The sequence below is a fragment of the Corynebacterium sp. ACRQJ genome, from assembly GCF_022346045.1.
GTDB lineage: Bacteria > Actinomycetota > Actinomycetes > Mycobacteriales > Mycobacteriaceae > Corynebacterium > Corynebacterium evansiae.
Map to the genome: position 1 here is coordinate 97101 of NZ_JAKRMT010000002.1, position 19349 is coordinate 116449.

Below are 19349 nucleotides of genomic sequence, written 5' to 3' on the forward strand. Positions count from 1 at the left end.
AAGGAAATTTGGGTCTAAGTGAGGGAGACTGGCGTGAGGTTTAAAAAGTTTGGAGTTCTAGAAAATGGGGATTTTGTACCTGGTTCGCCATGGGCAGGCGAACTCTGGCGGCTTGCACACCAGCGATGTCGCAGACGGCGCGATGGAGGAAACCTACGACCGCCTGACACCCCTCGGGCACGAGCAGGCCGCGGCGACCGGCCGCAGCTTGGCCGCGCGCATTGGTGGGGTAGTCCGGGGTGCTCGCGGGAGCGCAGCGCGGGAGAGCGCCGCAGGCGAGGGCGCAGCGCGGCCGGTGGTGCTGTCCGGACCGCTCGGTCGGCAGCTCAGCACGGCCGAAGGTGTTCATGCGGAGCTGGAGGCTGCTGGCCTGGAACCGCAGGCCATTCGCACCGTGGAGCAGTGGCGCGAGTTTAGCTCCGACGACGTGCTGGCCCCCTACTTCCGCGCTCACCCCGACAAGCTCGCGGAGATCCGCCGGGCCTACGAAGCCGCGCGCGATAACCCCCGAGGAATGAAGGAGCACAACCGCCTGCTCGGCCGTGCCATCGACGCCGCCCTACGCGAGTGGCGCTCCACCCCGGCATTCGACTCTTTCGCCGCGCAGGTCAGGCAAGGTTTTTCGGACGCCACCTCCCTCGCCGCTGGTGATCAACCAGTCGTGGTGGTTACCTCCGGTGGACCGATCTCCATGTGTGCGGCCGAGCTAATCGGTGCCGATTGGACGCGGTTGATCAACAACATCTTCACCGCCTCGGTGAGCGTGTTTAGCGTCCGGAGTGCGGGCAAAGCCCAGTTGCTGAGCTTCAATGAACACGCGCACCTGGACATTCCAGACGCATCGGGCGGCCGCCCGCTGCGCCGCTACCGCTAAAGATGGCTCCGCCTAAGGGGCTTCCGGGTTTGTCTTAGAGCTCCCCGGGCTTCGTGTCCTCCATGCCGACCATGCGGAAAGTCATCAGACTGAGGGTTTTGATCGTGCGCTCCACGATTTCTTCACGGTTCTCATCCGTGACCTCGTAGAAGCCTTGAATAAAGGTGGCGTGGCAGAAGCGGGTGAACATTGCAGCGATAGCGGCGGCGGTGTATTCCACATCATCCAACGGCGGGATCATGTTTTTGGCAATCATCGCCTCCAGCATTCGGCGATTGCGGCCAACCATCTGCTTAGCGATCTGCATCTGCCGATCTGCAAGTTCGGGGGTGAACTGGGAAGACTGGGCAACCAGGTTCATGGCTCCTGCATTATTCGCGTAGAAGCGCACGAACTCCCGGTTGCTGTGAATCACCGTAGCGCGGGCGTCATCAATGCTCAGCAAGCTGTCGTCGAGTGTGGGGTTTAGGTCCTTTTCCACACTTGCCAACACGTTCATCAGAAGGTCCTGGCGGTCCTCGAAATACGTGTAGAGGGTGCCGACGGAACAGCCGGCCTCCTCCGCGATCTTCGTCAGCTTAGTGTGGTGGTAGCCGTCGGTGGTGAACACCTTGCGGGCGGCGTCCAGAATGTCTGCGCGACGGGCCGCAGCTTTCGGAGAGAGTGATTCGTTTGAGTGAGTAGCTGCGGTGCCGCGTGGGTAGTTATTTGAAGCTCTTCGCCAGCTTCCATAGTCGTGCACCATAAGCTTCATCATATAAGACTTAAACCTTATTAACTAAACAATAATGAAAGTTTTTCGGGCTTCAATGATTAAAAATTCAAACTCGACGGGAATGCAGAAACCGCGCGTTGTTGCGGACGTGGATACGGGGATCGACGACAGCTTGGCGCTGATTTATTTGGCCGGGCTGCATTCTGCCGGGGAAATTGATTTAGTGGTGACGACCAGCGCGGGGAATACGACCGCGGGGCAGGCAGCGGTGAATTCCGCGGAGGTTCTGCGGCTGGCTGGGGCGGCGGAGGTGCCCGTGGTGGCGGGGGCGCGGGCGCCGCTGAAAGTTCCATTGACGACTACTCCGGAAACGCACGGAGAAAGAGGTTTAGGCTATTACTCGCCTCTGGATGGGGGTGGTTTGGCGCGCGCAGCGGGCGATGTGGATGGTTCGGGCTCGGCGGGCGATGCGCGGGCAGCAGTGGAGTTGTGGCGCGGAGCCTCGCACATCCTGATTGCCGGCCCGGCTACGAACCTCGCCTGGGCGCTGCGGCACGCGCCGGAGGCTGTGGGTGGTGCGGCTGGGAGTGGCGCGACTGGAAGCGGCACGGCTGGGGCCGAGGTCACCCTGATGACCGGTGCCTTTAACTACCCCGGGAACACCACGCCTACGGCCGAGTGGAATGCCTGGGTCGACCCCCACGCGCTGAAGGAGGTCTTCGCCGCTCCCGCCTCCACCCGCCAGCGGCCGACGATTTGCCCGCTCAACGTCACCGAGCAAGTCCTGCTCTATCCCGAACGTTTGCGCAGGTGGCAGCAAGCGCTGCGCCCCACGCGCCCAGAGCTGGCGACCCTCCTCGGCGACGCCCTCCGCTTCTACTTCGAATTCCACCAGTCGGTCGGCGTGGGCTATTGCGCGCAGATCCACGACCTCGCCGCGGCCATGGTGATGTTGCGGCGCGTTCCTTGTTCTTTTTATGACGCCACCGTGGACGTCGAAGCCGACTCTCCCCTCATGCGCGGCACCACCGTGGCTGACCGGGTTGCGGAGGTTTCCGCCAGTGAAGGTGTTGCGACCAGTAGGGGAGCAGAGGCGCGCGGAGCGTACTGGGATCGCCCGGCGAATGCCCGGATTCTCGAGTCCCTGGACCCGGCCGATGTGTTCGCGGAGTTCGAGCGGGTAGTGTGCGGGCGGCATTTAGAGGGCTGTAGCCAGGGCTAGAAGGCCGGTAATCAAGGGCTTTGAGGGGGTAAATGTCGTTAGAACGGGAATGCGTTAAGGGCAATAATTTGCATTAGTCTAAACCCGCAGGTCAGAGCGTTTTAAATTTTCCGGCTCCGCGCTGAGCGCCTACGTATTCCCGTTTTAGCGACATTTGGGTGACATTTGGCGGAGGATGGGTGCTTTTCGGCGCTGAAGGGGGACTATTTGGCGGGTGAATGGCCTGGAAATGCAAAAGCGCCGCGCCGGGACTTCGAAAAGTCTCCGACGCGGCGCAGCTAACCAGTGGCCAGGTAGCTGAAGCGGCCAGCTAACCAGCGGGTAGCCTGCGGGCGCTAGAGGAAACTAGACGCGCTCGCGGGCCTTCTTAGCGGCAGACACCAGAACCTCCAAGGAGGCAGTGGTCTCTTCCCAGCCGCGGGTCTTCAGGCCACAGTCCGGGTTAACCCACAGCAGGGAGGGGTCCACGGAATCCAGGGCGGCGGACAGCAGGTCGTTGACCTCCTGCTGCTTCGGCACGCGCGGGGAGTGGATATCCCACACGCCCGGGCCGACGCCCAGCTCGTAGCCCTCGTCCTTCAGCGCAGCCAGAACCTGCATGCCGTTGCGGGCGGCCTCGATGGAGGTCACGTCGGCGTCCAGGTTGGAGACCGTGTCGATCAGCTCGTTGAACTCGGAGTAGCACATGTGCGTGTGGATCTGCACCTTGTTCTCCGCGCCGGAGGTAGCCAGGCGGAAGGAGCCAACGGCCCACTTCAGGTAGTCCGGCTGCTGCTCCTTGCGCAGTGGCAGCAGCTCGCGGATAGCGGGCTCGTCCACCTGCACCACGCGAGCGCCAGCGGCGATCAAGTCGTCGATCTCGTCGCGCAGAGCCAGAGCAACCTGGTCGGCGGTCTCGCCCAGCGGCTGGTCGTCACGCACGAAGGACCAAGCCAGCATGGTCACCGGGCCGGTCAGCATGCCCTTGACCGGCTTGTCGGTCAGGTCAGCTGCAACCTTGTACCAGTCGACGGTCATGGCGTGCGGGCGGGAAACGTCACCGAAGATGATCGGCGGGCGCACGCAGCGGGAGCCGTAGGACTGCACCCAAGCGTGCTCGGTGGACAGGTAGCCGTCCAGCTGCTCGGAGAAGTACTGCACCATGTCGTTACGCTCCGGCTCGCCGTGCACCAGCACGTCCAGGCCCAGCTCTTCCTGGCGCTTGATAACGTCCGCGACCTCGTCCTTCATCGCCTGGGTGTAGGCTGCGTCGTCGATCTCGCCCTTGCGGTGCTTCGCACGCGCCTGGCGGATCTCCGTGGTCTGCGGGAAGGAGCCGATCGTGGTGGTCGGCAGCGGTGGCAGGTTCAGTTCTGCCTTCTGTGCCTCGCGGCGGGCCTCGATGGAGTCGCGGCGACGGTCGGCATCGGTCACGGCATCCTGGCGCTCGCGCACGGCGGCGTTGTGGGTCAGGGTGGAGTTCTTGCGATCCTCGATGGCCTCGCGGGTCTCGGCGAACAGCTGCTCGTCGGCCTCGGTCTGCTCGCCGCGCAGGGTGCGGGACAGGGCAGCGACCTCGCGGATCTTCTCGGAGCCGAAGGCCAGCCACTTCTGAACCTCAGGGTTCAGGTTCTGCTCGCGCTGCAGGGAGTACGGCACGTGCAGCAGGGAGCAGCTCGTGGAGACGGCAACCGGGCCGCGCTCCTTCAGGCCCTGAAGGGTCTTCAGCGCTGCGTCCAAGTCGGTGCGCCAGACGTTGTGGCCATCCACAACACCGGCAGCCAGCAGCTCCTTGCCGGTCCAGGCGGGCAGCTCGGCGGCAGCAGCGCCACCGGTGACCAGGTCCACGCCGAAGGCAGCCACACCGGAGCCGCCCAGCAGCTCGATGGCTGCGTTGCCGTCGCCGAAGTAGGTCTGGATGAGGAGGTTGACGCCCTCATCGCCAGCGCCCGCAGCCTCAACCAGCTTCTCGTAGCCAGCGCGGGTGCGCTTCAGCAGATCCTCGTTGGCGGCCGCATCAGCGTAGGCGAAGTCGGTGACCAGGATCGGCTCGTCGAACTGTACCCACTTCACGCCGCGGTCGGCGATGCGCTTGAGCAGGCGGGAGTAGGCGTCAAAAATCTCTTCGAGGTGAGTGAAGGCATCAGAACCATCGACGGTGCGGGACAGCGCCAGGTACGTCAGCGGGCCAACCAGCACCGGACGAACGGCCTCGCCTGCGCGGGTGACCTGGTCGCGGATGTCCTCGAGGAATGCGGAATCGTCCAGCTCTACGCGGGAGTCCTTGGATAGCTCCGGGACGATGTAGTGGTAGTTCGTGTCGAACCACTTCGTCATTGCGGAGGCTGGCAGCTCCTTGGTGCCGCGGGCGGCGGCGAAGTAGCGGTCGATGAAGCGCGGCAGGCCGTCATTGTCGTGGTCCGCGATGTCGGCGACGCGCTCGGGCAGCAGGCCCAGCAGGGCGGTGGTGTCCAGCACTGCGTCGTAGAAGGAGCGGCCAGAGAAGGCTGCGGAATCCAGGCCAGCGGCCAGCAGCTCGTCGGTGTAGTCGTTGACCAGGCGAGTTGCGGTGGTAGCCAGGTTGCGGCCGGTGGAGTTATCGCGCCAGTATCCCTCGAGAGCCTTCTTTAGCTCGCGGTCGGGTCCGATGCGCGGTACCCCGGCGACGGTTGCGTTGAAAGTCATAGTCTTTCTTGTCTTCCTTTTCCTAGTGGCCCCGCCAAGCGGGGCTGTGTCTAGCTGTAAAGCTGTTTAGCTGTATGGAATTCTTGCCAGTGCGGTTCCCGCGCGGGTGCGCCTTTCCCGGGGCTCCAGAAGTCGCACACAAGTGGCGAGGCAATGCCTTCGCCGGTGCGTGGGTCGCTTGCTCAACTATTTAAGAATAGACAGCTTAGTCTGTCAACTAGATCACTTAATTCGGGGTTCCAGAACCCCCGCCCTCGTATCCGAAAACCCGCCGAATCGCCCCGCCTAAAGTCCTGCGATTTGTGCATCGGGTCCGCAGGCTGTAAGCATTTAAACGACATCAAAACCACTGGCCACGCGGGGTGATTCGCGGGCGGAACGTCGAGGTGACATAGACGTTGTGCCCAGCCCGCGCTGGCCTGTGTGAAGACTTCCGAAATTTGAGGTTCCACCCCATGCGCCCCCTGTCACAAAAAGCCACTTATGCACTGCTCGGTCTAGCCGCGATCATCATTGTCGCCACCTGGCTGACCCTCGTCATCTGGCAGCCCAGCGACTCCAACTACGAGTCCCTCGCTGATTCCAAGAGCTCCACCATCGCCCTGGTCGGCTTCGTCGTCCCCGCCATCCTCGCGCTGATTGCCGTGATCCCGCGCCTGCCCGTGCGCACCCTGGCGCTGTTGCCGGTCGCCCTGGCCATCAACGTGATCCTCGGCCACATCATCGGCAACATGGGCCTGCCACTGCCGCTGTACCTGGATTCCATCGGCACCGTGCTGGTCGGCGCCCTGGCCGGCCCGTGGGCGGGTCTGGTCACCGGCGTGCTGTCCGCCCTGGTGTGGGGCACATTCAACCCGACCGTTGTGGGTTTCGCTGCGGCCTATGCCTTCGTCGGCGTCTGCGCCGGGTTGCTGGGCAAGTGGTGGACGGGTGCGTATTGGAGAATCGGCTTGTCCGCGTTGCTTATTGGCTTCCTGACGGCCCTTCTCTCCGCACCGATCGCCTCCTTCATCTTCGGCGGTACTGCAGGCACGGGTACGGGTCTGTTGGTCACTGCTTACCGGACGTTGGGCTTCGAGCCGATGACGGCCGTCTTCCTGCAGTCCTGGACCTCCGACCCGCTCGATAAGCTGATCGTGTTCACCATCATCTACCTGGTCATCCGCGCCCTGCCACAGCGCACGCTCCGCACCTTCGCACCGGTGGGCAAGGACGGCAGCGCCCCTGCCGACCACACCGCCGCAGCAGACAAGACCGCATGAACCCACTGACCTACCTCACCCTCGCCGCCAGCGGGGTGATCTTCGTCCTCGTCGCCGATAGCCTCGCCGTGAGCGCTATCGCGTGGGGTCTGTGCGCCCTTGTGGCTCTTTTCTTCTCGACGCCCCGTCGTCCCTTCCTGGCAGCCAACCTCTTAGGCCTACCGGCCTTCATCGGCTTCGGTCTGATGTACGCCCCCTTCGGCCAGGAGCCCGGCTGGTGGATCATCACCCGCGACGGCCTGCAGATCGCCCTCTCTCTGGGCGGCCGTTTCCTAGCCGCCACCACCATCGGCCTGACCATCGGCAGCTTCGTAAACCTCGACCAGCTGATGCGCACCGTCCAGCCGCGCCTGCCCGCCAAGCTGGTGTACGTCGTCGGCGCGACCGCCCGGCTGCTGCCGCTGGCCCGTGCCCGCTGGCTGACAATCCAGCAGGTTCGCGCCTCCCGCGGCGTGGACGTTTCCACTTTGGGGGCGAAGTGCCGCATGATCCTGCCGCTGATCGTCGGCATGGTGGACGATGCCGCCACCCGCGCCCGCCCGCTGCAGCGCACCGGCATCGGCGAGCCCGGCCCGCGTACCGTACTGCGCCCCGTCCCGGATACTGCCCTGGACTGGGCGGTCCGCCTGCTGGCCATCGCTGCCCTGGTGGTGGGATGCTGGTGGGCAGTGCACTAGCTGGGCTATGGGCACCAGTAAACGCAAGCACTAGCGAACGACCAGAAAGATCCCGCGCGAACAATGCCTTTGAGTACCTTCATCTGGGGAGATAGTGGCGTCGGACTATCCGAACACGCCTGGGCGCACGCAGAAAAGACGGGCGCGGCATGGGTTGGCAACGAGGCCAGCGCGCACATTTCCCTGCTGCGCAACACGGTCGCCGAAGAGCTCGCGTTCCCCATGGAGCAGCGCGGGGTGCCGCGGACCGAGATGCAACAGCGCGTGGAGACCGCCCTGCGCCTATGGGGACTGGAAGACCAGGCTGAGCAGAATCCCGCCACCCTGTCCACCGGCCAGACCCGCCGCGTGGCCATTGCCGCCGCGTTGCTGGCCCGCCCCGAAGCGCTGGTGCTCGACTGCCCCCTCGACGGCCTGGACGCCGCCGCCGTTGACACCCTGCGCCGCACCATTGCGGACTTTCCGGGGCCCGTCACCGTTTACGATCGTGCGGGTTCGCCCTTAAGTGATGACGCCCCCTCGCACCAGCGCCTGCTAGCCGACGGCACCCTGACCGATTCCCCCGCGCCGAAACCTGCAGCCGAGTCGGTGGCTCCGGAGATCACCGAGCAGGGGAGCACGGGGACGGCCCTGCTGGCGCGGGATGTGGTTTTCCGCCGGGGTGGCGTCGGCCCCATAAACCTGGAGGTTCCCGCAGGTCGGGTGGTGCACCTGGCCGGGCCGAACGGGTGCGGCAAGACGACCCTATTCCTGGGCGCGCTGGGGTTGCTGAAGTACCGGGGAACGCTGCGCGCGGAGGGGCTGAAGGGCTGGGCGCCCACGCAGATGGATCAGGCGGTGACCTGCCGGACCGTGGCCGAGGAGCTGGCCGTGGGGGCGGGCGAGGAGCTGGCCGAAGCGGCAATAGACTTCGCCCGGCTGGGCAGGTGGGCGAACACCCATCCGCTGGACGTGCCCGCGGCGAAGCGGCGGATCATGCTGGTCGCGGCGGCGATGGTGCGCGGCGCGGACCTGGTGATGCTGGACGAACCGACCGTGGGGCTGGACGTGCTGGGTTACCGCGAGCTGGCGGAGCTGATGCACCGCTACGCGGGTGGCGAGTATGCGCGGATGATCGGGCGGGGCGGATCTGGCGCGCTGGGCGAACCTGGTAGCGCGGGCGCGCCGGGCAGGCAGGGCACGCGGCACACGCAGAGCGCGCCGACGGTGCTGTGGACCTGCCACGACGCGCGCTTTGCAGCGCAGGTCAGCGATCTGCGGATTGATATGGCGGGCTAGTCCCGCCGGGCTAGTTGCGCCGGGTTAGTTCCGCCGAGCGCAGCGAACTAGTCCGTAATCTCGATCGAGTCGCCGTTGCGCTCGACCTTCTTGGCCGGGACCATCGGGTCGCGGGAGGGGCCTTCCAGCACATCGCCAGTGGCGACGTCGAACTTGGACATGTGCTTCGGGCAGACCGCCACGGTTACGTCTCCGGATTTCTCAATGGAGTTGATGGTGCCACCGGCGTGCGGGCAAGAGGTGGAGAACGCCTTGTACTCGTTCTCTCCGGGGCGGGAGAGCACCCAGCCGTCCAGAATTGTCGCGCCGCCGACCTCCAGGTCCGCGGCATCGGCCTTCGCCACAACCTCCTCGCCGGCACAGGCTGCCAGCAGGGCGCCGGAGGCGGTGGCTGCGGTGGCTACGGCCACCCCGCGCAGAAACGAGCGGCGGGAGCAGGGGAGGGAGCTGTGACGCTGGGGGTTCGGCTGCATTTCACTCATAAACCGATCATCCCATCAGGCCGCGCGGGCTACAAGCTCGCACGCGGCGGGGCTGGTACGCGGGATGGGCGGAGCTGGCCGCGTAAGGCGGCGGAGCTGGCACGCAGGCCGGGCGGGCCTGGCAGCGTAAGTATGTGGGCATAAGTAAGGTGAAAGACTATGTACACTCCCGAGGCAATTGGTACTCCACTGACTCCCTCCTCCCTCAAGGTCCTCCTGCTCGGAGCCAGCGAGCTGGGGCGGGAGCTCACCATCGCTCTGCAGCGCCTGGGCGTGGAGGTGCACGCCGCGGATCGCTACGTCGGCGCGCCCGCGCACCTCGTGGCCAACAAGGCCCACGTGCTGGACATTCACGACGAGGACGCCATCCGCCAGCTGGTCCGCGAGGTTGGCCCGCACTTCGTCGTCCCGGATTCGGAGACCATTCCCGCCGACGTGCTGCAGGAACTAGAGGCCAACGAGGTGGCCTCCGTCGTGCCGACCGCCCTGGCCAACCGCCTGACGATGAACCGCGAGGGAATCCGCACCTTCGCCCACGACAAGCTGGGCCTGCCTAACAGCACCTTCCGCTTTGCCTCCACCGCTGACGAACTCGCCCGCGCGGCCGAGGAAATCGGCTACCCGTGCGTGGTCAAACCCGTCATGAGCAGCTCCGGCGCAGGCCAAAGCTACGTCGGGGGAGTGGACGAACTGGAGGCAGCCTGGAACGCAGCCCTCAAGCACTCCCGCACCAACGTCCAGCGCGTCATGGTCGAGCAGTACATCCCCTTCGACTACGAAGTCACCATCTTGGCCGTACGTTCCATCGACCCTGCCACCGGCCGGGAAGCCACCTGGTTCTGCGAGCCCATCGGCCACCGCCAGGACCGCGGCGACTACGTGGAATCCTGGCAGCCCGCGCACATGTCCGAGGATGCGCTAGATACCGCCCGCAGCATCGCCGCCCGCATCGCCACCGCGCTGGGAGGTCGCGGAGTGTACGGCGTGGAGCTGTTCGTCAAGGGCGACGACGTCTACTTCTCCGAGGTCAGCCCCCGCCCGCACGATACGGGCATGGTCACCCTCGGCACCCAGCGGTTCTCCGAATTCGACCTGCACGCACGCGCCATCCTGGGGCTGCCGATCGATACCACGCTGATCTCCCCGGGAGCCTCCGCCGTAATCCGCTGCGAGGATAAGCACGACGGCGATATTGAGTACGTGGGCGTCAATAAGGCAATGGCAGTAGAAGAAACCAACGTCTACCTATTCGGCAAGCCCCGGGCACTCGCGCGGCGGCGAATGGGAGTGGCAGTGGCCACCGCCGAAGACACGGATCAGGCCCGACAGCGCGCCGAAGAGGCCGCTGGGTATATCGAGGTGCGGCCGACGGTTTTCGCAGAAGAAGGGCAGTAGCCCTAAAATCCGAGGTATGGGACATAGCGCAACTGACCTCAACGAAACCCGAATTCTGCTGTACTACTGCTTCACCCCGATCGACGACCCGACCGCGGTGATGCTGTGGCAGCGTGCGCTATGCGAACAGCTGGAGCTTAAGGGGCGCATCCTCATCAGCAAGCACGGCATCAACGGCACCGTCGGCGGCTCGCTGGCCAGCTGCAAGCAGTACGTGCGCCGCACCCGCGAATTCCCCGGCTTCAAGAAGATGGAGTTCAAGTGGTCCGCGGGCTCGGCCGACGACTTCCCGCGCCTGTCCGTGAAGGTGCGCGACGAGATCGTGGCCTTCGGCGCCCCCGACGAGCTGAAGGTGGACGAAAACGGCGTGATCGGCGGCGGCGTGCACCTGAAGCCGGAAGAAGTAAACAAGCTGGTGGAGGAGCGCGGCGACGAGGTTGTCTTCTTCGACGGGCGCAACGCCATGGAGGCGGAGATCGGCAAGTTCAAGAACGCCATCGTGCCGGATGTGCGCACCACCCACGACTTCATCGGCGAGATCGAATCCGGTAAATACGACGACCTGAAGGGCAAGCCGGTGGTCACGTACTGCACGGGCGGCATCCGCTGCGAAATCCTAAGCTCGCTGATGAAGAACCGCGGGTTCGAGGAGGTCTACCAGATCGACGGCGGCATCGTCCGCTACGGCGAAAAGTACGGGGATAAGGGGCTTTGGGAGGGTTCCCTGTATGTTTTCGACGGGCGCATGCACATGGAATTTAGTGATGACGCCGCTACGCTGGGCCGCTGCCGGGCGTGTGGGCACGCGACCAACGACTTCCACAACTGCGTAAACGAGCAGTGCCGCGAGCAGATCCTGCTGTGCGAGGAGTGCGCCGCGGACCCGGAGAGCGCGACGTGCGGGCGCAAGGAGTGCGCCGAGGTCGCGGCGGAGATGGTGGCGCGGTAGCGGCGGGGTGCCGGAGGGGATGGGGGAATGTCGCTAGAACGGGAATACGCGCCGCCCCGTGGGGGTAATTCTCCGTTGGGCGGGGTAAATGTCGCCAGAACGGGAATACGTTAATAGCAATGAGTGTTGAGAATGTAAAACTGCAGGTCAGGGGCTTGTGAAAAATCGAGGAGGCCAGCGCGCGCTGACGTATTCACGTTCTAACGACATTCACCTCTCCACGCGCGGTTGAACCGCGGTGGAGAGGTGACGCGGTAGAAAAAGTGCGCCGAGGTCGCGGCGGAATTGGTGGCGAAGTAGCGGCGGGGTGCCGGAAAGCAGCGGCGGGGTGCCGGACTAGAGCTCCAGCTCCATGGTGACGTGGGGGATGCCCTCCTCGTCGAAGGGGTCACCGACGGGCTTAAAGCCGAACTTCGCGTAGAAGTCCTGCACCTGCTCTTGGGCATTCAAGGAAACGCGGGCGACCTGGGTAGTCGGGTCGAGCGCGGCGGCGCGACCCTTGCAGACCTCTAAGGCTTGCTCCATGATTTGGGAGGCGATGCCGCGACCGCGCACATCCTTGGCTACACACATGCGGCCAATGTGCTGGTCATCCGGCTTGCCGTACACGCGCGCCGTGCCCACCAGGCGCAGGGGAGATCCCGGATCCGGCTGGCCGAAGGGGTACTCCGGGCCGCTGCCGGGGTGGATGTATGCCAGCACGTGGTGGGTGTTGGGGTTCGGGTCGATGTCATCGATCTCCGCGAAGGGGGTCTGCTGTTCGTGGACGAACACGTCCACACGCAGCTTGTACAGAGGGTGAAGCTGCTGGGCGGGCATCGCCAGAAGCGCGCGACCGGTGAAGTGGACGGCTGGGAACTCGGCCGAGCTTCCAGCGGTGGAGGGGGAGCTGGAGCCGGCGGAGGGGGAGCCGGAGCTGGAAGCGGAGGAGGGAGTGCTGGTCATGGCTTAGACGTTCTTGCCCTGGGAGTGGTGCAGCATCTCGTCCCACTCGCGCACCTTCTTGCGCTCGCGGCCCTCGGCCTCGCCGAGCTCGCGCTCGTGCTTATCCAGGCTGTACCAGCCCTCCCACGTGGTGTGGGCGATGCCCTTCTCCTCGAGGAAAGCCTCGACGGCCTCCAGCTCCGGCTTCTCCGGGTTAAAGCCGATGCCGTTGGCAGCATCCTCCAGCAGGTTGGCGACGGTCTCGTTGGCATCACCCTTGGTGTTGCCGATCAGGCCGACCGGGCCGCGGCGGACCCAGCCGGTGGTGTACACGCCGGGCAGGCGCTCGCGCTTCTCGGCCTCCGGGTCGGCGGAACCCGGAACGCCCGCGATGCCATCGGCGGTCGGCCCCTCGGTGAGCACGCGACCACCGACGTTCGGCAGCACGTTCTGACGCTCATCCCACGGCAGGCCCGGCTGCTCGTCGGACTTGTAGCCCACGGCGCGGTAGACCGCGCCGACCGGCCACTCGGTGAGCTTGCCGGTGCCAGAGACAGAGCCATCGCCATTGAGCTCGGTTCGTTCGGTGACGAATGCGGTCACGCGGCCTTCGGCGTCAGTCTTAACCTCAACCGGGGACTCGAAGAAGTGGATGTACAGCTTGTGAGGAGCGCCCTTCGGGTCGGCGATGGCGTACTGCTCCAGGCGGGTGCAGACCATGTCCTGAATCTTGGACGCGCGGCGGGCCTCCTCGGAACCCTCGTCGTATTGGATGTCCTCCGGGTCGATAACGATCTCGATCGTGTCGGAATCGTTGAGCTCCTTCAGCTCCAGCGGGGTGAACTTAGCCTGCGCGGGGCCGCGGCGGCCGAAGACGTGGATCTCCTTGGCCTGGTTCTCCTTCAGGGAATCATAAACATTGTCCGGGATCTCGGTGACCTTCAGCTCCTCGCCGGTCTTGGCCAGCACGCGGGCGACGTCCAGGCCGACGTTGCCCACGCCGACGACGGCGACGGAGTCCGCGGACAGATCCCACTTGTCCTCGAAGTACGGGTTGGCATCGTAGAAGCCAACGAACTCGCCGGCGCCGATGGTGTGCTCGCCGCCGGGGATGTTCAGCGGACGGTCATCGGTGGCGCCCGTGGCGTAGATAACCGCATCGTAGAACTGCTTGAGCTCGTCAACGGTGACGTCCTCGCCGACGTTGATGTTGCCGAACAGGCGGATCTCAGGCTTGTCCATCACCTTGTGGAGGGACTTGATGATGCCCTTAATACGCGGGTGGTCGGGGGCAACGCCGTAGCGGATCAGGCCGAAGGGGGCCGGCATGCGCTCGTAAATGTCGACGCTGACGTCGGCCTCAGACTTCGTCAGCGCGTCGGAGGCGTAGATGCCTGCCGGACCGGAGCCGATGACTGCAATGCGAAGTGGGCGATTCTCGGGCATGTCAGGTGCAAATCCTTCTTGTTCGGGTTGTACTTCGGTTATTGGGTAAACCGCGGTGTTGAGCTCGCGCGGTGCGTTTTGTTGCTGCTCCGCGTGAACCGCATGAAGCGTTCGAGCTGCTCATGAATTTACACATTCTAATGTAGCGAAAATCCACGCAGGGTCGCTAAATCGGGTCACTGCGGGTAACTCCCCGAACTATAGACAACTCTGTCTAGAAAAATCAACATTTCGCTTGAATTTGTGTCGGATCCCATCTAGGCTGAACCGGACAATGTAGACAGACAGATCAGTCTAGATGGAATTTGAGGCACCATGACCACCGGAACGACCACCGGCACCACCGGACCGGCCGCTGAAAATAAGCCAGCGCGCCCGCGTCGCAAGAAGCAGCGCAAGCCCCAGGGGCAGTGGGCTGTGGACGGCCGCGAGCCGCTCAACGACGACGAGCGGGTCAAGCAGGAAGACCCCGGAATTAGTGTGATGCAGCGCATCCGCGACATCTACTCTAAGGAGGGCTTCGACTCGATCCCCGCCGAGGACCTCGCCCCGCGCTTCAAGTGGGTCGGCATGTACACCCAGCGCAAGCAGGGGCTGGACGGAGAGAAGACCTCGACCCTGACCAACGCGGAACTGCAGGACAACTACTTCATGATGCGCATCCGCCTGGACGGCGGCGTGGTCAGCTCCGCTGGCCTGCGCACCATCGGCGAGATCTCCGAGAAGTACGCGCGCAACACCGCCGACTTCACCGACCGTCAGAACGTGCAGCTGCACTGGATCCGCATCGAGGACGTCCCGACCATCTGGGACGAACTGGCAAAGGTCGGCCTGGATTCCTTCTTCGGCTGCGGCGACGTACCGCGCGTGATCCTCGGCTCCCCGGTTGCGGGCATCGCCAAGGATGAGATCATCGACGGCCGCCCGGCCATCGAGAAGATTAAGAAGGAACTGCTGCCAGACCCCGAGTTCGGCAACCTGCCGCGCAAGTTCAAGTCCGCGATCTCCGGCCACGCCCGCCAGGATGTCACCCACGAGATCCAGGACCTCGCCTTCATCGGCTCCGAGCACCCGGAGTACGGCCCCGGCTTCGACGTCTGGGTCGGTGGTGGTCTGTCTACCAACCCGATGCTCGCCCAGCGCCTGGGCGTGTGGGTGCCGATCGACGAGGTGCCGGAGGTCTGGGCCGGCGTGGTCCGCATCTTCCGCGACTACGGCTACCGCCGCATGCGCAACCGCGCCCGCCTGAAGTTCCTGGTAGCCGACTGGGGCGTAGAGAAGTTCCGCGAGGTCCTGGAAAACGAGTACCTCAAGCGCCCGCTGCTGGACGGCCCGGAACCGGAGGAGTACCCGGGCTACCGCGACCACGTCGGCCTGCACGAGCAGAAGGATGGCCGCTTCTACCTGGGCGTAAAGCCCACCGTCGGCCACACCGACGGCAAGCAGCTGCAGCAGCTGGCCGATCTGGCGGAAAAGCACGGCACCACCAACATCCGCACCACCCCGGACAAGGAGCTTTTGTTCCTGGACCTGGAGCGCGAGGCTGCGGAGGCCCTCGCCGCGGACCTGGAGGAGCTCGGCCTGTCCGCCAAGCCCTCGGCCTTCCGCCGCGACATTATCTCCTGCACCGGCTTGGAGTTCTGCAAGCTCGCACATGTCGTCACCAAGCAGCGCGCCATCGCCCTGGTGGACGAGCTGGAGGATCGCCTGGGCGACCTCGACGTGCCGCTGAAGATCAGCCTCAATGGCTGCCCGAACTCCTGTGCGCGCACCCAGGTGGCGGATATTGGCCTGTCCGGCAAGATCCTCACCACCGACGAGGGCGAGCGCGTGGAGGGCTTCCAGGTGCACCTCGGCGGAACCATCGGTCTGGAGCCGCACTTCGGCAAGAAGGTGCGCGGCAACCAGGTCTTCTCCAAGGATCTGGGCGACTATGTGGTCCGTGTGGTGGAGAACTTTAAGTCCCACCGCACCGAGGGTGAGGAGTTCCGCGACTGGGTTGTCCGCGCCGACGACGAGCTGTTGGTGTAGCCGATGAGTGTTCCGGATAAAGACTCTCTGCCGAGCGTGAACGAGCAGGTCGGCGGCCGTGTGGGTCACCCGAATGCCCGCCGCGCGACGGTGAATAACTGCCCCTACTGCATGTCCCAGAACCTGTTCCCGGACGCGGAGACCGACAACGCCTGGCAGTGCCGCGAATGTATGCGGGTTTTCTCCGTCAAGTTCCACGGACAGCTGTTGTAACTGACCTTTTATTGACGCCCCCTCGCCCCCACCCCTTGAGGGGCCATTCGTAGCCTTTGTGCAGGTCGCGACGGCGGGGCGTCACAAAGAATCCCGAACCCGGTTGTAGGAATGGACAGATTGGTCTATTGTGGTGGAAACCAGAGCAGACCGATCGGTCTGTCTAGGGAATAACCAAGAGTTCCCCCGAGTTCTTAAGAAGCACACTTCGACAAACCAAACATCAACCCCGAGAAGAGGAGCTCATGAGCCTGGTAGATGCGACCGGCCTGCTCGGCGGGAATTCGGATGACTTCCGAGACCCAGCCGAGAGTCCGCAGGGCGCGCCGACCAAGACCACACCGCTGAGCGACGAAGAGAGAGCCGCTAACGAGCAGCTCGTCGCTGAGTGGAACGACAAGCTAGAAGGCGCCAGCGCTGAAGAGATCATGGAATGGGTAGCCGAGCACGTGCCCGGCAAGGTTGCCGTGACCATGTCCATGCAGGACACCGTCCTGGCCGAGCTGGCGGAAGGACGCCTGGCGGAAGACCGCGCGGAGCTGGTCTTCCTGGACACCGGCTACCACTTCGCCGAAACGCTCGAGACCCGTGACAAGGTCCAACAGCGCTACAACCTGCCGCTGGAAAACATCACTCCGGTCCTCAGCCGCGAGGAGCAGGACAAGGTCTACGGCCCGCGCCTGTACTCCCGCGACAACACCGCCTGCTGCCGCATGCGCAAAGTCGAGCCGCTGGCGCGGATGTTGAACCCCTTCAACGCCTGGATCACCGGCGTGCGCCGCGTGGACAACGCCCTGCGCGCCAACACCCCGGTGCTGGACGTGGACCGCACCGGCCGACTGAAGATCAACCCCATCGTCGCCTGGAGCGACGAGGACGTGGAGACGTATATCAACGACCACGACCTGATCATCAACCCCCTGACCAAGCAGGGCTACCCGTCGATCGGCTGCGAAACCTGCACCCTGCCGGTCGCCGAAGGACAGGACCCCCGATCCGGCCGCTGGGCCGGCTCCAACAAGACAGAATGCGGACTTCACACATGAGCAATGAAAACACCACCGCCCTCTCGCCGCACCTGGCGAGTCTCGAGGCGGAAGCAATCGAGATCCTGCGCGAAGTAGCAGGCCAGTTCGACCGCCCCGCGCTGCTGTTTTCCGGCGGCAAGGATTCCGTCGTGGTCCTGGAGCTGGCGAAGCGCGCCTTCCACCCCGCACCAGTTCCTTTCGAGTTGGTGCACGTGGATACCGGCCACAACTTCCCGGAGGTCATCGAGTTCCGCGACAAGATCGCCGCGGATCCGAAGGTGACCCTGCACGTCGCTGCCGTCCAGGACTGGATCGACAGCGGTGCGATCCAGGAGCGTCCGGACGGCACCCGCAACCCGCTGCAGACCGTGCCGCTGGTGGAGACCATCCAGAACCGCGGTTACGACGCGGTGCTGGGCGGCGCCCGCCGCGACGAGGAGAAGGCCCGCGCCAAGGAACGCGTGTTCTCCGTGCGCGATAGCTTCGGCGGCTGGAACCCGCGCCGCCAACGCCCCGAACTGTGGGGCCTGTACAACGGCCGCCACCAGGTGGGCGAGAACATCCGCGTGTTCCCGATCTCCAACTGGACCGAGGCCGACGTGTGGGACTACATCCGCGACCGCAACGTCGAGGTCCCGGCGATCTACTACTCCCACCAGCGCGAGGTATTCAACCGCAACGGCATGTGGCTAACCCCGGGCGAGTGGGGTGGCCCGAAGGAGGGCGAGGAGCTGGTCGAGAAGACCGTGCGCTACCGCACCGTCGGCGACATGAGCTGCACCGGCGCCGTCCTTTCCACCGCCACGACCATCGAGGACGTGATCGACGAAATCCGCCAGTCCACCACCACCGAGCGCGGCGCCACCCGTGCCGACGACAAGCTCAGTGAGTCCTCCATGGAGGATCGCAAGAAGGAAGGTTACTTCTGATGTCCACCAACCTGCCGACCCTCCGCCTGTGCACCGCCGGTTCCGTTGACGACGGCAAGTCCACCTTCGTGGGCCGCCTGCTGCACGATACGAAGTCCATCCTGGCCGACCAGTATGAATCTGTAGAGCGCGTCTCCAACGCCAAGGGCCTGGAGAACCCAGACCTGTCGCTGCTGGTCGATGGCCTGCGCGCCGAGCGCGAGCAGGGCATCACCATCGACGTGGCCTACCGTTACTTCGCCACCGACAAGCGCAGCTTCATCCTGGCCGACACCCCGGGGCACGTGCAGTACACGCGCAACACCGTCACCGGCCTGTCCACCTCGGAGCTCGTCATTGTTCTGGTTGACGCCCGCAACGGCGTGATCGAGCAGACCCGTCGCCACCTGACCGTGGCGGCGATGATGAAGATCTCCCACGTGATCGTGGCTGTCAATAAGATCGACGCGGTCGATTTCAGCGAGCAGGTCTTCAACGACGTGAAGGCCGACGTGGACGCGCTGGTCTCCGAGCTGGGTCTGGCGCACGTCGACGTGATTCCGACCTCCGCGCTGCTGGGCGACAATGTCGTCGAGCGCAGCCAGAACACCCCCTGGTACACGGGTCCGTCGGTGCTGGAGATCCTGGAGACCGCCGAGCCGGCGAAGAACATCGCTGACGTGGAGCGCGGCCTGCGCTTCCCGATCCAGATCGTCATCCGCGACCACGCCACCGACTACCGCGGCTACGCCGGCCGCATTACCGCGGGCAAGGTGTCCGTCGGCGATAAGGTGCTGGCCGATGGCCGCGAGGCGATCATCGAGGGCATCGACGGCCCGGCAGGAGAGCAGCAGACCGCCACCCGCGGCGAGTCCGTCTCCCTGCGCCTGGACCGCGACATCGACCTGTCCCGCGGGGACATCATCGCCGCCCCGGACCTGCCGGAGCCGCAGCAGTCCTTCACCGCGACGGTCTTCCACCTCTCCGAGTCCCCGGTGCGCCTGCGCAGCAATGTACTGGTGCGTTACGGCACCGCGCTGGTGCGCGGCCGCGTGGACGAGGTCATCCGCCGCGTGGACATCTCCGGCCGGAACCGCAGCGAGGAGGAGATTGCCCACGGTGGCGCCGACGAGCTGGCTCTCAACGACATCGCGGAGGTGCGCGTGACGGTGGCCGAGCCGCTGCCCGTCGAAACCTACCGCCGTGGTGGCCGCGTTGGTTCGCTGCTGCTGATTAACCCAGGTAGTGGCGACACCCTGACCGCAGGTTTGGTGAACTAGC

General features: G+C 64.8%; 17 protein-coding genes. 12 read left to right on the top strand and 5 right to left on the bottom strand.

From position 1 onward, the window contains the following. The first annotated feature begins 64 nt into the window (after positions 1 to 64). Positions 65 to 874 carry a histidine phosphatase family protein gene (locus MHX52_RS01850; protein ID WP_239316298.1) on the top strand — a complete coding sequence of 270 codons (810 nt, stop codon included), beginning with the start codon at positions 65 to 67 and terminating at the stop codon, positions 872 to 874. 34 nt (positions 875 to 908) lie between these two features. Here the strand turns inward: MHX52_RS01850 and MHX52_RS01855 are convergent, their stop codons facing one another. Then, positions 909 to 1631: a TetR/AcrR family transcriptional regulator gene (locus MHX52_RS01855; RefSeq protein ID WP_239316299.1), complete on the bottom strand. Its 723-nt coding sequence runs from the start codon at positions 1629 to 1631 to the stop codon at positions 909 to 911. Positions 1632 to 1662: 31 nt separating this feature from the next. Between MHX52_RS01855 and MHX52_RS01860 the strand changes: the two genes are divergently transcribed. Beyond that, positions 1663 to 2811, top strand: coding sequence for a nucleoside hydrolase (locus MHX52_RS01860; protein WP_239316301.1), 1149 nt, complete (start codon positions 1663 to 1665; stop codon positions 2809 to 2811). A 345-nt stretch (positions 2812 to 3156) separates the two neighbouring features. On the opposite strand, the gene metE is transcribed toward MHX52_RS01860, so the two are convergent. Beyond that, a complete protein-coding gene (metE, locus tag MHX52_RS01865) occupies positions 3157 to 5475 on the bottom strand; it encodes a 5-methyltetrahydropteroyltriglutamate--homocysteine S-methyltransferase (protein ID WP_239316303.1) in 2319 nt (772 codons plus the stop codon). Positions 5476 to 5930: 455 nt separating this feature from the next. On the opposite strand from metE, the gene MHX52_RS01870 reads away from it, so the two are divergent. From MHX52_RS01870 to MHX52_RS01880, 3 genes are all read left to right on the top strand, one after another. Beyond that, on the top strand, positions 5931 to 6737 hold the full coding sequence (locus MHX52_RS01870) for an ECF transporter S component (RefSeq protein WP_239316305.1): 807 nt from the start codon (positions 5931 to 5933) through the stop codon (positions 6735 to 6737). Further along, entirely contained in the window at positions 6734 to 7414 is a 681-nt protein-coding gene (locus tag MHX52_RS01875) for an energy-coupling factor transporter transmembrane component T (protein ID WP_239316307.1), read from the top strand. Before MHX52_RS01870 ends, MHX52_RS01875 begins: the two co-directional genes overlap by 4 nt. 63 nt (positions 7415 to 7477) lie before the next feature. Next, on the top strand, positions 7478 to 8692 hold the full coding sequence (locus MHX52_RS01880; protein WP_049049897.1) for an ATP-binding cassette domain-containing protein: 1215 nt from the start codon (positions 7478 to 7480) through the stop codon (positions 8690 to 8692). A gap of 47 nt (positions 8693 to 8739) precedes the next feature. On the opposite strand, the gene MHX52_RS01885 is transcribed toward MHX52_RS01880, so the two are convergent. Then, positions 8740 to 9174 (bottom strand): Rieske (2Fe-2S) protein, encoded by a 435-nt coding sequence (locus tag MHX52_RS01885; RefSeq protein ID WP_049049896.1) that lies wholly within the window; start codon positions 9172 to 9174, stop codon positions 8740 to 8742. Positions 9175 to 9333: 159 nt separating this feature from the next. Between MHX52_RS01885 and purT the strand changes: the two genes are divergently transcribed. Continuing rightward, entirely contained in the window at positions 9334 to 10569 is a 1236-nt protein-coding gene (gene purT / locus MHX52_RS01890; protein WP_239316309.1) for a formate-dependent phosphoribosylglycinamide formyltransferase, read from the top strand. 16 nt (positions 10570 to 10585) lie between these two features. Beyond that, positions 10586 to 11518, top strand: coding sequence for a rhodanese-related sulfurtransferase (locus tag MHX52_RS01895; RefSeq protein WP_239316311.1), 933 nt, complete (start codon positions 10586 to 10588; stop codon positions 11516 to 11518). Between the two features lie 336 nt (positions 11519 to 11854). Here the strand turns inward: MHX52_RS01895 and MHX52_RS01900 are convergent, their stop codons facing one another. After that, positions 11855 to 12463, bottom strand: coding sequence for a GNAT family N-acetyltransferase (locus MHX52_RS01900; RefSeq protein WP_239316313.1), 609 nt, complete (start codon positions 12461 to 12463; stop codon positions 11855 to 11857). A gap of 3 nt (positions 12464 to 12466) precedes the next feature. Next, entirely contained in the window at positions 12467 to 13888 is a 1422-nt protein-coding gene (locus MHX52_RS01905) for an FAD-dependent oxidoreductase (RefSeq protein ID WP_035004806.1), read from the bottom strand. A 315-nt stretch (positions 13889 to 14203) separates the two neighbouring features. Between MHX52_RS01905 and MHX52_RS01910 the strand changes: the two genes are divergently transcribed. From MHX52_RS01910 to MHX52_RS01930, 5 genes are all read left to right on the top strand, one after another. Further along, positions 14204 to 15919: a nitrite/sulfite reductase gene (locus tag MHX52_RS01910; protein ID WP_239316315.1), complete on the top strand. Its 1716-nt coding sequence runs from the start codon at positions 14204 to 14206 to the stop codon at positions 15917 to 15919. A gap of 3 nt (positions 15920 to 15922) precedes the next feature. Then, positions 15923 to 16132, top strand: coding sequence for a hypothetical protein (locus MHX52_RS01915; protein WP_005296957.1), 210 nt, complete (start codon positions 15923 to 15925; stop codon positions 16130 to 16132). Positions 16133 to 16377: 245 nt separating this feature from the next. Next, on the top strand, positions 16378 to 17178 hold the full coding sequence (locus MHX52_RS01920; RefSeq protein WP_070487235.1) for a phosphoadenylyl-sulfate reductase: 801 nt from the start codon (positions 16378 to 16380) through the stop codon (positions 17176 to 17178). Then, positions 17175 to 18089: a sulfate adenylyltransferase subunit CysD gene (gene cysD / locus MHX52_RS01925; RefSeq protein ID WP_035004792.1), complete on the top strand. Its 915-nt coding sequence runs from the start codon at positions 17175 to 17177 to the stop codon at positions 18087 to 18089. The genes MHX52_RS01920 and cysD overlap by 4 nt, the downstream gene beginning before the upstream one ends. Beyond that, positions 18089 to 19348: a sulfate adenylyltransferase subunit 1 gene (locus tag MHX52_RS01930; RefSeq protein WP_239316317.1), complete on the top strand. Its 1260-nt coding sequence runs from the start codon at positions 18089 to 18091 to the stop codon at positions 19346 to 19348. The genes cysD and MHX52_RS01930 overlap by 1 nt, the downstream gene beginning before the upstream one ends. The last annotated feature ends 1 nt before the right edge of the window (position 19349 follow it).